Consider the following 15234-nt stretch of genomic DNA (forward strand, 5'->3'; position numbering starts at 1 on the left):
TTACTCTTCTTTATGAAAACCACTTGACCATTCCCACAACCGAGCCAAATGATCGTAGTCACCTTCATATCGTTTTGACATAGGGACAGCATGTGAGAGATAGCCTTGTTGTGGATTTTGATAATAAGTTATGAGTGTGATAAGATTTTTCCATGCATTTTCACCAAGATTAACAGCACTTAGGTGAGTTTTTTCATCTTTTTTCTTTAAAAGAATTGATTGGGATTTAATTTCACCTTTTCTGTTAAGGGGAATGTAAAATAAATTTGAGGGGGTAAAATCTTGAAAATCTGGGAATCCCCCTTGTATGAGTAAAGCTGTTTCTAAAGCCAATTGCGGAAATAATAATTCACGAACTTGTTTTGATGAAGGAGGGGTTCCGGTTTTGAAATCTAGAATTTCAACTGTTTTATCTGGCAAAACATCAAGACGATCAACACGTCCTGAAAGGGTTACCCCTGTTGTTCCTATAGGGATTTTTTGTGATACTACTTCCGAATATCGCTCTCGTAGTCCTAAACTTTGTTCCCATTGAATAAGGCGTGGAGCAAGATTTTCAAAACTATTCCACCAAATTACTTCAATATCAGATGGAAAATTGAATTTATCAAACTCTTTACGTCCAATAGCAAGCAGTACATTGAGTGCATTTGCAACATTTGGATTTTTTATTTGTGCGCAAAAAGCTGCAAGAATAGCGTGATAAAGTGTTCCCCGTTCTGAAGCGCTAGGATCATGAATAAGTTCTTTAAGTGGTTTGAGACGTAAGATTTTTTTAGCATAAATAGCATAAGGATCATACCGCAATGTTTCTATTTCAGTGACTGAAAAATGACGCGGTCGTATATCAAGGGGTGGAGCAGGACAGGGACGTTCTACCTCAGAAGTTATGCTTGTATGATCAAGCATCTTTGTCCAATGGCGTAGTATTTCACCTCGTGCACGGATTTTTTTCCAAACCTGTTTTCCTACAACTGTTTCTATGCGTTGTAGCCAGCGTGAAGGAATGGAAGGCGTATGATTAACGCGCAATGCGCGACTCATCACCACTTTATCCATTCCCATTGCCCATTGAAAATCATGCGCGGAAAGACCAATACGCTGCTCTGGTGGTTCCAGAGTTAACATCATTTTCATCGGTCGCGATAAAAAAGCATCATTTCGGGTTGATATCGGCCATGACCCTTCATTAAGACCGCCGATGACCACTGTATCAACCGTTTGCAAACGTGATTCCAAAGTACCCCAGATGAATAAACGTGGATGTCCTCCAGGTGAAGGTATGACAGAACGGGTAGCTATTATGGCAGAAAACATAGCGGGCCATTCGCAAAGATGAAATGTTAATCCTGATTGATCACTGACCAATTCGCATAAAAATTTTGATAGGGCTTGTCCTGCTTCGTTTTGATAAAGATATACAAGAGAATTATCCTCACTGCGACCAAAATTTTCAAAAACCTCAACAGTTGCTATCGCAGCTTCATTGATGGTGCATTTTTTCTCTTGTTTCATAAGAGATGTTAAAGGTTCAACAGCTTTCCTCAAAAGATGACAAAGGAAACGTGCTTCTTCACATTTCTGTTGATCAAGAGCGCTGATTTCAGAACTATTATGAAAATATATTTCAATCCATTTTTCAAGAAATTGATCACATTCGCAAAGATTGATGCGCCCCGTATTTCCTCGAAGAATAAAAAGTTCAAAATTTTCTGCAATTTCGCGTAAACGATGACGGTTTTGTTGGAGTGTTGTCAGTGGATGTTTAAGAAGAGAAAGAAAAGCAATGGGATCATCTGGTTGCAACACATTTTCTAAGATAAGTCGTAAGAGAGTTACAGGCAATGTTTGTGCAAGTGGTATTCCACCTGAATCATTTGCTTCAATTCCAAATCGCTGTAATTCCACAGCAACACGGCGCGCTAAATTACGGTCATTTGTAATAAGGGCCGCAGTTTTTTGGGGTTCTTCAATAGCTTTGCGTAAGGTAATAGCTATAGCGAGAGCTTCTTCACGTTCATTTATAGCTTCAATAAATGACCAATCTGCACAAAGATTTTCATAATCATCACGGACAATTTGTATCCATTTATCTGTTGTAGAAGCTGGTCGGAGTGCTTCTGATAAAAGAGCCATTCGTCTTTTCTTTGTTATACTTTGTTGGCCAATTTCGCAAACATGATGACGTTGACACTCCATGAGGGTTAAAAGTTTTTTTAAATGATATTGAGGATGGCTAAAAACATTTTCTGCATGATCAAAAAAATCACAAGCTGTTTTTTCTTTATTGCTTGTGCTTAGTGCATTCCATTGTTCTTCATCCATATGAAGATCAAGGCCAGGAAGAACAACAGCTCCTTTTGGCAGAGAAGCTATAACCTTTAAAAGATGAGAAACTGCGGGCATAGAACCTGACACACCAGCTGCAATGATCGGTTTATCAGGCAGCATACATCGTAAAGTCTCTGCATGCATTGTGAGTGCTTGATTACGCCATTCAGCGGGATTACTTCGTTGTCTTTCTGTCAAGATTTTTGGCCAATTTTGCGTAACAATAGTCAAGAAATCGAGCGTTATTTGCCACCATTCAGCGACCATATCAGGTGCAATATTTTTAAGTTTTGACCAGTCTGCTCCTTCTGTTTCAATTTCGTCCATCAAGTGTGCTAAATCTTGCGCAAGCCAAATCGCATCAGCACTATGAGCTGGAGTAAGCACATCTTCTGTACCAAACATGGCACGCAGATGCACAGGTAAATTTTCACGCCAAGGACGGATAAGGCGCGCTAAAAGTAAAAGACGTTCACTTTCTCCAATAGGTGGATTCAGAGTGCTGGTATGATTTTCAACAAAAAGGAAACTGTCTTCATCTACATCTCCTAAAGCACGAATGGTTGGCAAGAATGTTGATTGTGTATCACTTCTTTCAACAAAGGCTAAACGCAAAGCGCGAGCAGCACGACGTGTCGGAACATAAATAAGGCTATCAGCAAGGGCGGTTTGAATATCTCCACTTGAAGCGAAATTATCAATAAGGCTACCAGAGAGTAGTGCATCAACAAAGTGAGGCAAAAAAGCCGTTCCCGGAGAAATAGAAAAGACACGCGGTTTATAGGTCATATGATCTCATATTTGGGATAACAAATTTCAGTTTATTGATTATTTGTATTATTTTGACTGTATACAATATTTATACAAGGAAAAACTGAAAAGCTATATTTATACAGCAGATTTTTTAGTTTAAATTTAAAAAATATTGAAATAAATTATATGTCTTAAGTCATCGCGAAAAAATATATAAATTTTTTCTGATATTTTTCAACGTAGAATTGGCTACAGTTTATTCTCTAACTAAAATAGATAATATAAAAATAAATATTGAAGTTTTAAAAGGTACTAGGGATACCAATGCATTGTAGCTCTTTGAATATAATAAATTTACCATATTCTTTATACAGTGCAATCTGAAAATATTCTTTAAATACTCCATCATTTCAGAAAAAAATAGATATCATGATATTGCAAAATTTAAAAAATCAGTTTCATAAATAATATTTTCGAATCCCATAAAAAGCTTGGAAAAAAATAATAATATTTCCACCTTTCACAGCGAAAATAGATTACTTTGATGGAGAGAGTTTTGCAAAAGTTTATCGTGCAAGCCCCTAATCTTGCTAGGATCACATCCCTTGTGCAAAATAGAATGCCCCAAAATATCATTATGTTGCAATTTTATATGTTTGTTTTTAAAGAGACATTTTTCATTGTACTTGAGCGTACTGCGTAATGTCGTCCCGTAAATAATATAAACGAATAGTATAACGTAAACTTCCGTGAATGGGATAAGATACATCACACACCACCATCATCACTTTTTACCCTCACCTAATATTTTGAAAGCTCTTGACTATAGAGAAGTTTTATAAGAGGCATTGTATTTTTTGCTTCAAGTGTTTTACGCACACACCAATCCTACTTATGACGTGCAAACAAATGATTTTGATTGTTTCAATATAAAAAAACTTATAATATTCAGATTTTTCACTCAATATAAAAAACGATAAATTATCATTATAAGTAAAATTATTGTAGAAAAGATTTTTCTTTATTTTAAGAGCGTACTTGATAATCTTTAAAAGCAGAAAATTTTATTTTAGGAGCTCTTTCTGCCTCATAATTCAATGAAAAATGGTTCTCCGCTAAAAAAACTGGATCACCTTCTAAATCATAAGCAATAGCAGAGCGGTGATTGCTGAGAAACTTTTGCAACTCATCTTTGCTCTGCGCTGAAATCCAACGGCATAAATTAAAGCGCGCAGACTCAAAATTTACTGGCAAAGAATATTCTATTTTTAATCGTTCTTTTAAAACATCAATTTGCAAAGCACCAATAACACCAATGAGAGAAAGCGACCCATCATCAGGAATAAACAATTGTACAACCCCTTCTTCAGCCATTTGTTGCAAAGCTTCTTTGAGCTTTTTTGCTTTCATTGGATCGCCCAAACAAACACGACGCAAAATCTCTGGTGCAAAATTTGGTACTCCCTTAAAGAGGATATCTTCTCCTTCAGTCAAAGTATCGCCAATACGTAATGCTCCATGATTAGGAATCCCTACGATATCACCAGCATAGGCTTGATCAGCAATTTGGCGCGAACGCGCAAAGAAAAATTGTGGAGCCGAAAGTGTCATTGGTTTTCCTGTTCGGACCAACTTCGTCTTCATACCACGTTCAAGTGTTCCCGAACATACCCGAAAAAATGCAATACGATCACGATGATTAGGATCCATATTCGCTTGAATTTTAAAAACAAATCCCGTCATTTTAGGTTCAGTTGCTATGACATTGCGCTGATCTGCACTTTGGTCACGAGGGCTTTGACCAAAATCAATAAGCGCATTGATCAAATCACGAACACCAAAATTTCGCAAAGCTGAACCAAAATAAACCGGAGTCATATGACCTTCACGGAAAGCTTGAAGATCAAAATTCTTGCAAACACTTTGAGCGAGTTCTACCCCTTCAATAAAAGTTAAACGTTGGTATTCAGGAAGTAAATGGACAACCTCTTTGGGATTTGAAACTATCCTCTGTGTTATCTCATCATCTTTTTGACGAAAACGATTATGATGAAGGTCATAGGTACCAACAAAATCTTTACCCGTACCAATTGGCCATGTTATAGGCGCAGTATCAAGAGCAAGCTTTTCTTCAATTTCATCTAAAAGCTCTATAGGATCACGTGCCTCACGGTCCATTTTATTGATAAACGTAACAATAGGAATATCCCGCATCCGACACACTTCAAACAATTTTAATGTTCTAGGCTCAATCCCGCGGGCCCCATCCAACACCATGATAGCACTATCAACGGCTGTGAGAGTGCGATACGTATCATCCGCAAAGTCCTCATGTCCTGGAGTATCTAGGAGATTAAAAATATGATTTTTATATTCAAATGTCATCACCGAAGTCACAACGGAAATACCACGATCACGCTCAATATTCATCCAATCAGAGCGGGTTTGAATACGGTCTTTTTTCGCTTTTACCTCACCGGCAAGTTGAATAGCACCACCAAACAATAAAAGCTTTTCTGTCAATGTTGTTTTCCCCGCATCTGGGTGAGCAATAATTGCAAATGTACGGCGTCGCTTTACTTCTTGCACTCTCTTTTCCATTATTCCTCCACAGGACGTGCAAGCGCTTCAGCAATCAGTGCACGCATTTCATTAATCCCATAAAGCGCTATAAATGATCCCCATCGTGGACCTCGCTCTTGTCCCAGAAGGACTTCATACAACATTTGAAAAAAAACATTGGAAACACCAGGCCCACCTTCAGGGCTTTTTTTGCTATGATCTTGATAGCGTTCCGTTAACCGTGCAACATCAAGAAGCATATTTTGTAGCATGTTGCCATCAACAGTTTCAGGTAAATTAGCTAATTTTTCATCAATTTGTGCTAATGTTGTTCGTTCGCTATCATCTGGTATACGAAATTTTTTGTTTGGTTTAACAAAAACATCAAAATATTTAATGGCAAACTTCACCAATTGATCAAGTTCTGGATAAGTTTGTGCATTTGCTCCTTTAGCGTAACGGGAGATAAAACCCCAAAGAACTTCTGCATTCTCCGCATTTGAAGCACTTACCAAATTTAAAAGCATCGCAAAGGATACAGGCAAATCAACCTGCGGTGGACAACCATTATGAATATGCCATACAGGATTATTAAGCCGCTCTTTCCATTCTTGGCGACCATAGGCTGAAAGATGCGCATAATATTCATCAACCGCTTTTGGAATGACATCAAAATAAAGCCGTTTTGCTGTTTTAGGCTTTGAAAACATATAAAGCCCTAAACTCTCTGTTGGGGCATAAGTAAGCCATTCATCAATGGTTAAGCCATTTCCCTTGGATTTAGAAATTTTCTGCCCTTTCTCATCTAAAAAGAGCTCATAGTTGAATCCTTCTGGAGACTTCCCACCTAATACTTTACAAATTTTAGAAGAAAGATTTGTGGAATCGATAAGGTCTTTTCCTGCCATTTCATAATCAATGCCAAGCGCTGTCCAACGCATTGCCCAATCTACCTTCCACTGACACTTAACCTTGCCCCCCGTAATCTCTGTTTCTATGGTTTCTCCTGTTTCTGGTTCGATATAAGTAACTGTACCTTTTTCAACATTACGCGCAATCATCGGTACCTGTAATACTTTTCCAGAAAAGGGAGAAATCGGTAAAAAAAGCGAATAGGTCGCTTGCCGTTCTGCACCCAATGTTGGTAAAATAATTGCCATAACCTTGTCATAACAGGCAAGGATTTTCAAAATTGTTTCATCAAAACGACCAGAATTGTAATAATCCGTAGCACTTGCAAATTCATAATCAAAACCAAAACGATCAAGGAAAGCCCGTAACCGCGCATTATTCGCTGCCCCAAAAGAAGGATAATCATCTCCAAAAGGGTCGGGTACACGGCTCAACGGTTGACCAAGATAATGTTCCATGCTTTCGCGATCAGGCACATTCTCAGGAACCTTGCGCAAACCATCCATATCATCAGAAAAACAAAGCAATTTTGTTTTTACTTTATTATCCGTAAGAATATTAAATGCATGACGCACCATGGTTGTACGTGCAACTTCCCCAAAAGTTCCAATATGCGGTAAACCAGAAGGTCCATAACCTGTTTCAAATACTACACTGTCCGGATAACCCGTCTTTTCATACCGTTTGATAATCTTACGTGCTTCTTCAAATGGCCAAGTTCTCGATTGAGAAGCCGCATCTTTTAATTCAGGCGTAAGGTTAAGGGTATCACACTGATCACGCATCATTTTTATCCTAAAAATTACACTCTTTCAAAATAGGGTGTATGGTTCTTGAATTTATTCGTCAATAATAGCAAGCAAAAAGATGAAAATTTCTTTACACTCTTAAGTCACAATACAAAAAGCGCCTTCGCTATAAACATATTTTGTTCTGATAAAAATCGAAAACATTCAATACTATAAAGCAAAATTGACTTGTTTTGATTATCGGAGCCTTCATTGCTATTATTACATGGATTTTGCTTATTATACTGACTTAGTACAAAAGAGAAGCCTCTAACATTGGATGAAAGAACTGCAAAAACCAACAGATAAAAATGCTTAAGTTAGGCATTTCATACAGAAGCATTCCCCCTACTTTAAACTTGTCACCGTAATTTTCTATTTTTTTGTCACCTTGATGACGCATTGCTAATGTAGAGTATTTAATTTAATAAAACCAGTTGCATCTCTTTGATCATAAGTACCTCGATCATCCTCGAAAATTACCAACTAACTAAAATAAAATGATTTTTTACTTTGGCACCCTTCAACAATCACGTTTCCTTTATAGAGTTTTAACGTGACTTCACCTTCAACATGTTCTTGAGATAAATCAATAGCTGCCTGCAACATCTTACCTTCCGGTGAAAACCAAAATCCATAATAAATGAATTCTGCATAACATGGCATCAATTCATCTTTCAAATGAGCTGCACCACGATATAGCGTTAAAGATTTATAGCTCTGTGAGCCGTTAAAAGAATGGTCTCCCCCTAGTGTTTTCATAAATACCCCGCGATTTCATATCCACAAAGCGATTTTCTACCAAATCTGACCGACCAATACCATTATCGCGCCCATAATGATTTAACTCTGCAAGTAAAGTTGCAGGAGGTAAATTTTTTCCAATGATTGAAACAGCATCACCTTTTTTAAAGCCAAGAGTGATTCTAGTTGCTTAATCTGGAGCATCTTCCACCGAAAAATTACGCATATGGACATATTCAGGAGCAGGAAGTGCTGGATCTTCTAAAATCTTTCCTTCTGATGAAGAATGCAATAAATTTTCATCCACTGAAAAAAGCGCTTCGCCTTGCTTATCCTTTTCTACAGGAATTTGATGTGTACGAGCAAATTCAAACAGATCTGTCCACTCTTAAAATCCCAATCACGCCATAGAGCAATAATCTTTATATCAGAATTAAGAGCATAAGCAGACAGCTCAAAGCGTACCTGATCATTGCCTTTGCCCGTTGCCTATGAGCAATTGCATCTGCTCCTGTTTCCTTAGCAATTTCAATTAAACGTTTTGAAATAAGTGGGCGTGCAATTGATGTTCCTAAAAGATAAGTCCCCTTATAAACGGTATTGGCTCGAAACATCGGAAAAACAAAATCACGCACAAATTCTTCGCGCAAATCTTCAATGTAGATTTCTTTAACACCTAGAGCATTTCAGCTTTACAACGAGCAAACTCTAGTTCTTCCCCCTGCTCCAAATCCGCTGTAAAAGTCACAACTTCAACGTCCAGGGTACTTTGCAACCATTTGAGAATAATTGACCTATCCAATCCCCCCTGAATAAGCCAAAACAACTTTTCTAATATTTTGCCACTTCTTCATTTCAAAGTTCTATATGAGCTGCTCTTTTATTTCTACCCAAAAATCAAAACAATGCAAGAAATATAAAAATAAATTCTCTTTAAGCAACATTAAAAAGACGCAAAAAATGTAAATAAAAACGCTTTAGAGTGTCAAAAATGAATACTGCTTAAAAATAAAAGGAAATTTACGTGTCATTTCTACCGGAGTGGTCTATTGTTATACAATTTGCTTTAGCATCGTTGATTTTAGCACTTATTCCAGGACCTGATATGATGCTTTCTTTAGAACGAACCATTACACAAAGCAAAAAAGCTGGAATTATGTGTGCCTTGGGCAGTGCAACAGGGTTTGCCATTCAGGTTACCGCTGTAACACTTGGCTTATCAGCGCTTGTTTTTGCTACGCCACACACTTTTATTCTTCTAAAAATTGTTGGCGCCTTTTATCTTTTATGGTTTTCCTTTCAAGCATTACGGAGAAATTCGACTTTTTCCTTTGAACAGACATCTTCTAAATCTCAAAGCGCTAAACGTAACTATCTTGTTGGTATTGGAATTAATCTTTTAAATCCTAAAGTTATACTCTTTAACGCGACATTCTTACCACAATTTATCAATGCGAATGATCCTATGGCAACACAAAAGCTACTCTTTTTAGGACTTTCTTATATCCCTATTTCTTTTCCCATTACAATTTCTATCATTTTTACAGCGCATAAACTTACCAAAATTCTCAAGAAAAATCCTCTTTATATTCGCTTTCTCGACTGGCTTATTGCTGGTACTTTTACTAGCTTTGCTCTCCATCTCCTTATAGTTACAAACATTGATTTATAAATGTAATTTATCGTTTTTAATTTAAATGAGAACCCAAATATTGTAGGATTCTCTCATTTCAAACCTGTTTATGTTGAATCAAACAATATCTTTCCCTTGTACGTTATAAGTGCATCGGGAGTTTTCGTATGAATAAAAACTATCTCAGAAAAGAATAAAAATACCTCTCATAAACCCTCTTAAATACCAAAAGCGTTACAATATTGGGAGTTGAAAAATAAAATGGTAGTACCAACTTAGCACCTTTATTAAATGTAAAGGTGGGGTAATATCACAATTTCATAGAGGCTTTTGTCTTATACTCTTCACAAGCATTATCATGAAATGGGGAGTGCATTAGGAAATACTTTTTTAAAAACATGTCAGTAGACAATACGATGGTATTTATATTTTAGACACTCCGCTTTGTGTGTAAGGCGTAATCTTATTAAAGAACATAACAAACAAAAAAGTGAGACAATGCACAATCTCCATTTTTTAAAAGATATTACCGTAAATGCTTTTAAAAGTCATAAAATAGAATTAAAGGGTATGATAATAAGGTGGAAATTAGTTAAGACTCCTAAGACTTCCTATTCCCTTTAAATGAGGCTGCCTCATCATTGCATGAGATTACGCAAACAGACTGCTATATACAATATTTTCCCCCATTTAACATATAAAAGCTGAAATTGTTCGCCTAGCACTTATCCATCTTAATCTCTGTCTCACACATGCTATTATATGCTGATTTACTGAAAAAACATAGGTTTTAATATCACTGAAAGTTGCATTAACTAATGACCAAGGGCATTTTCAAGTCGCAAACGTTCAGATTTCCGTAAACGCTCTGAAGCTGATTTAAGTTGTCCACATGCCGCTAAAATATCGCGTCCACGCGGTATCCGAATAGGAGAAGCATAACCCGCTTGATTAACGATATCAGCAAAACGCTCGATTTGCTCCCAATCAGAACACTGATAATTACTCCCTGGCCACGGATTAAAAGGGATTAAATTGATCTTAGCAGGAATCCCTTTCAATAACTGAATCAATCGCTTAGCATCATCTAAACTATCATTGATATCTTTCAGCATAACATATTCAAAAGTGATTCGTTTTGCATTGGAAAGACCAGGGTAATTACGGCAAGCCTCCATTAATAAAGCAAGCGGATATTTTTTATTAATGGGAACAAGCATATCCCTTAATGTATCGTGTACTGCGTGGAGTGAAATCGCCAACATAACACCAATTTCTTCTCCGGTTCGGATAATTCCAGGAACAACCCCACTAGTTGAAAGCGTAATCCGACGTTTTGATAAAGAAAGCCCATCACCATCAGAAGCAATCAATAAAGCTTTTTTAACAGCTTCAAAATTATAAAGAGGTTCTCCCATCCCCATCATAACAATATTGGTAATTTTGCGACCTTCAATGGGAACTATTGCTCCATCAGGAGTATTTTTATCAGGAAAATCACCCAAACAATCACGTGCAACCAATAATTGTGCCAAAATTTCTTCCGCAGTCAAATTGCGAACAAGCATCTGCGTTCCCGTATGGCAAAAAGAGCAAGTTAACGTACACCCTACTTGCGATGAAAGACATAGAGTACCACGTCCTTCTTCAGGGATATAAACCGTTTCAATTTCAACAGGCCTTCCAGCTCCACGTGCAGGAAAACGTAAGAGCCATTTACGCGTACCATCTTTTGATATTTGTTCTCCAACAATTTCTGGGCGCGCAATGGAGAAATGACACTTAAGTGTTTCTTGCACTGCTTTAGAAATATTCAGCATCTCATCAAAATTTGAAACACCACGCACATAAAGCCAATGCCAAAGCTGACGCACACGCATACACGTTTGATTCTCTGGTACACCAACTGTCTTTAAAGCTTGCACCATTTCATCTTGCGACAAACCAATTAAAGATAGCTTAGAACTCTCCTTTACGACCACATTATCTGTTTCTCGCGCAAAACATGAACCAACTGGTCTAAGGTCATAGAAAATGGCCATTGCTTTCCAATTCACATCACTATTTAGAAATTATCGAAACCTTAATGGCACTTTTGAGCTGCATTTAATGCAGCAGTGACCCCTTTTAAGGAATAGGTATAAGTGGTATGTGTTCCTCGTTTTGATATCGCTTTCACTGTCATATTGCTTCCAGCACGCATAGCAGAAACAAGCTGCTTTTCTAGCTCTGATGACGCCAACCAAGCTGAGGAATCTTTCGTGAAAAAATCAAAGTCCTTACCTCCAATGGTCACCGTCACTCTCGACCCTTCTTGAAGGGTATAACCAGCCATAAACTGCGGTTCAAACGAAATAGGTGAATGAGAACGCTTGGTAACCAAGAAAAAGTTATCACCATGATTAACTGTCGTTGGAAGAGCCTTCAAAGGTACCGATAACACATAGCAAATCGTATTTTTGGGCGATTTATAAGAATAGGCTCCCCACGCTTCAAATTGATTTAAACGGCTTGGCGTTTGTGCATACGCTACTCCCGCTGTAACAAGAACCATTACAGATGCAGCAATAACAGTCTTTTCAAACATCTTCATTTAACTCACTTCTTTAGTCTCTAACAAGATTCTCTTCATTGGAAAAATTCAACAAAAACTTCCCGATATTCATGTGTCATTGTCCTAATTCCTTAAATAAGCGAAATATTTTCACACTGATCAGAATAGATTTCTACGTTTCATTGTGATCTTTTAATCGTTACAAAAATATAAACTTCTTATTCAATAATCACATTAAAAAATAGCATCCTCATTTTACGCTACTCATTTCGTCTTTGTATAAAAAACGATTTCTTTAAGTTATAGAACTTCAAAACGAGATGAAAATATACCATCACTCTGTTAAGAAATAAACCATACTCTTTATATCACAAGCAATCTGATGTAAAATTTTGAAAATACACCCCATACTCCTCCCCCAAAAAGCTTCATCGCCTTGCGAATATCACTTCTCGACTTTATGCATTCAATAATTTATGTTCTAAAAACACTCCACCTTTCACCCATTATAGTGCATTCATACTTCGTATTCAATATCGTTCCGATAACACTTTTTCTAAATCTTCAAAAGATCTTGCAAAAATAATAAAACATAAAGAATTTAGATTCTATCTCAATAATCACCTACAACTTTTTTTCTTTTGATCTTATTCCCCTATATATTTTATCTCCAATTATTAATTTCTAAAATGATTTTAGTAGCTTATAATAGCTTAATCATATTATTTTATGTATTAGACGATATTTTTCTTTCTGTTATAAAAAACTTCTTAAGAATTCTTTTGGAAAGTTTCCTTATCTTATTTCTAAGTAATTTATAAACAAAAATATAAAGCCTTTTTCTACAGCAATTCTAACGTTATCGTTTTTTTAACAACATTTTAATCAATTAAAGTGGAGTTGAATAAATCTTCCCATGCACAAAGCTCTTTCACCCAATCTAAAGCTATAATTTTCATTTTTACCGTACAAAATTATTTTTTAGCATGAGCTCTATACAGCAGCTGACATCTAAATCATATCTATAAAATAGTTGATCTCTTCCCTTGTGAAGAAATAAACTGGCGCCATTACACTATTTTCTAGCTCCCAATGTTTTACTACAATCCTCGATACTTGAGACGATTCATAAGAGGCATTTTTACTCCTTTCTTGTACAGTTTTTATCCACACGCTAATTCCGTTTATAACGTGCAAGCAAATAGTTTTGATTGATTCAATATAAACGGATTTGGAATGAGAGAATCTTACAATATTCGAATCTCTCATCCAACGTGCAAAATAGTGAATTATATTTAAAATCAATATCTTGCTATCCTGAGAATACAATATATCGCTTATTTCTTCTTGAGAATTAAAATATTATCTCTAAACACTCAAATTCAACTTACGAAAAAATTCAATGCACAGATAAACTTTCCTGTTGATTTCTTTCCGTTTTCAAAGGACGAAGCTTCTTAAGCCAATCTCGACTGAAAACAGTTTGGATTCTTTTAGAGCGCTCTCCTCTTGTCTTCCCACTTATGTGATTCACTTAACAAAAAGCTCTACAAACAAGTCCTGCTTAAGAATATTTACCACACATTCTAAAAGCATTTAATGTATTAAGGAGACTTACATGCCTTATCTCTCCACACCTCTAATGATAGCTTTTTACAGTATAATAGGATAAACGAATCCACAAAACATAATGATTAGATGCTTTAACATACAAGAATAAGAAAAGATAAGTACTTCGTTTTGTTGCTTGCTCTTTAAAAAGAAGGTTCGCTTAGAAGCGATTTTTCAAAATTACATGACATAACCTTTTGTTATCAGTCTTTTAAGATAAAAATTATATTATTTTCTACGTTCTGTGGTGTATACTTTGCAACTGATAAATTCATAATACCTTCTAAGCTGCATTCGATTCTGAATTTTGAATCAGTAAAGCATAAAGCGCATTAGCATTATGCGTATTGCGCAATTTTTGCACAACATCAGTGTGACGCAAAACACGTGCGATCAGTGATAAAGCTTTTAAGTGATCTGCACCAGCGTTTTCAGGTGCTAAAAGGAGAAAAACGAGATCTATAGGTTCGTCATCGAGAGCTTCAAAATCAACAGGACTTTCAAGACGTGCAAATATACCAATAATCCGATTAATATCAGGTAATTTTCCATGAGGAATCGCAATACCTCCACCCAAACCTGTTGAACCAAGCTTCTCGCGTTGTAAAACAATATCAAAAATCACATGCTCACTAAGACCTGTTAACTTGGAAGCTTTTTCGGCTAAAATTTGTAGAACCTGTTTTTTCGAATTAGCCTTAAGAGCCGGAATAATCGCTTCCGGTGCTATTAACTCACTCAAATTCATACTTTAATTTTCCTCTTACACGCTCAAATGCTTATCAATAAACCTGTAAACGGTATAGATACTTAATGTTCTTTCACTTTTCGCAACATCGCATGTGTTTTTACTTTTCAATTTATAATGGGTGATGGCTCACTACATCTTATATCACTTTTAACACAACAATAAATAGTATTCGGGTCCTCATTAACGGTATGAGAAAACAAAGAAATGAAGTTGTTCATAAAGTTAATTTCCTTACGACTCTAGAAAAGGTCATTATTCATAAATTTATTAAACTTGTCATAAGAGTTGATGTATAATTCGCCATCAGAGTTTTTCTTTCTTTAAAAATGAGTCCTTAAATTAAGATGAAAAGCATACTGAGAAAAATGGGCCTTTACTTTGAAAATTACTGTATAGCTTGAACATTGCCTTATAACAAGAATATAAAAGTTTTTAGGGATTTAATGATTATTTTAAAAATTTATAGATTTAGCCTGCTATCTGCAGCCGAGCTCCTATTTTTAAATAGGCCATATAAACCAATAAAATACGACAACTCCTATTGAATAACCGCACTATATAACCGGTGCTCCCATCAAAATACCTAAAACAGCAT

The 15234-nt window shown here is 36.2% G+C and carries 7 protein-coding genes and 1 pseudogene; 1 reads left to right on the forward strand and 7 read right to left on the reverse strand.

From position 1 onward, the window contains the following. From addB to ACFIJS_RS00610, 4 genes and pseudogenes are all read right to left on the reverse strand, one after another. A complete protein-coding gene (gene addB, locus ACFIJS_RS00595; protein WP_375648846.1) occupies positions 1-3120 on the reverse strand; it encodes a double-strand break repair protein AddB in 3120 nt (1039 codons plus the stop codon). A 990-nt stretch (positions 3121-4110) separates the two neighbouring features. Continuing rightward, the gene (locus tag ACFIJS_RS00600; RefSeq protein WP_375648849.1) at positions 4111-5685 is read right to left on the reverse strand and encodes a peptide chain release factor 3; all 1575 of its coding nucleotides are present in this window, start codon (positions 5683-5685) and stop codon (positions 4111-4113) included. Then, positions 5685-7346 carry a lysine--tRNA ligase gene (locus ACFIJS_RS00605; RefSeq protein ID WP_375648852.1) on the reverse strand — a complete coding sequence of 554 codons (1662 nt, stop codon included), beginning with the start codon at positions 7344-7346 and terminating at the stop codon, positions 5685-5687. The genes ACFIJS_RS00600 and ACFIJS_RS00605 overlap by 1 nt, the downstream gene beginning before the upstream one ends. A gap of 405 nt (positions 7347-7751) precedes the next feature. After that, a pseudogene (locus ACFIJS_RS00610) lies at positions 7752-8944 on the reverse strand (argininosuccinate synthase). A 170-nt stretch (positions 8945-9114) separates the two neighbouring features. Here ACFIJS_RS00610 and ACFIJS_RS00615 point away from each other — a divergent pair. Further along, complete coding sequence (locus ACFIJS_RS00615; protein ID WP_375648854.1) at positions 9115-9762, forward strand: LysE family translocator; 648 nt, start codon at positions 9115-9117, stop codon at positions 9760-9762. Positions 9763-10538: 776 nt separating this feature from the next. Here ACFIJS_RS00615 and rlmN read toward each other — a convergent pair. The 3 genes from rlmN to ptsN all read right to left on the reverse strand — a co-directional run bounded on the left by rlmN (position 10539) and on the right by ptsN (position 14636). Then, positions 10539-11765, reverse strand: a complete 1227-nt coding sequence (gene rlmN / locus ACFIJS_RS00620) for a 23S rRNA (adenine(2503)-C(2))-methyltransferase RlmN (protein ID WP_375648856.1) — start codon at positions 11763-11765, stop codon at positions 10539-10541. A gap of 41 nt (positions 11766-11806) precedes the next feature. Continuing rightward, positions 11807-12310 (reverse strand): invasion associated locus B family protein, encoded by a 504-nt coding sequence (locus tag ACFIJS_RS00625; RefSeq protein WP_273787736.1) that lies wholly within the window; start codon positions 12308-12310, stop codon positions 11807-11809. Positions 12311-14171: 1861 nt separating this feature from the next. After that, positions 14172-14636, reverse strand: a complete 465-nt coding sequence (gene ptsN / locus ACFIJS_RS00630) for a PTS IIA-like nitrogen regulatory protein PtsN (RefSeq protein ID WP_375648858.1) — start codon at positions 14634-14636, stop codon at positions 14172-14174. Between the last annotated feature and the right edge of the window lie 598 nt (positions 14637-15234).

Origin of the sequence: Bartonella sp. OT172YNZD (assembly GCF_042193725.1) — a bacterium.
Lineage (GTDB): Bacteria > Pseudomonadota > Alphaproteobacteria > Rhizobiales > Rhizobiaceae > Bartonella > Bartonella grahamii_A.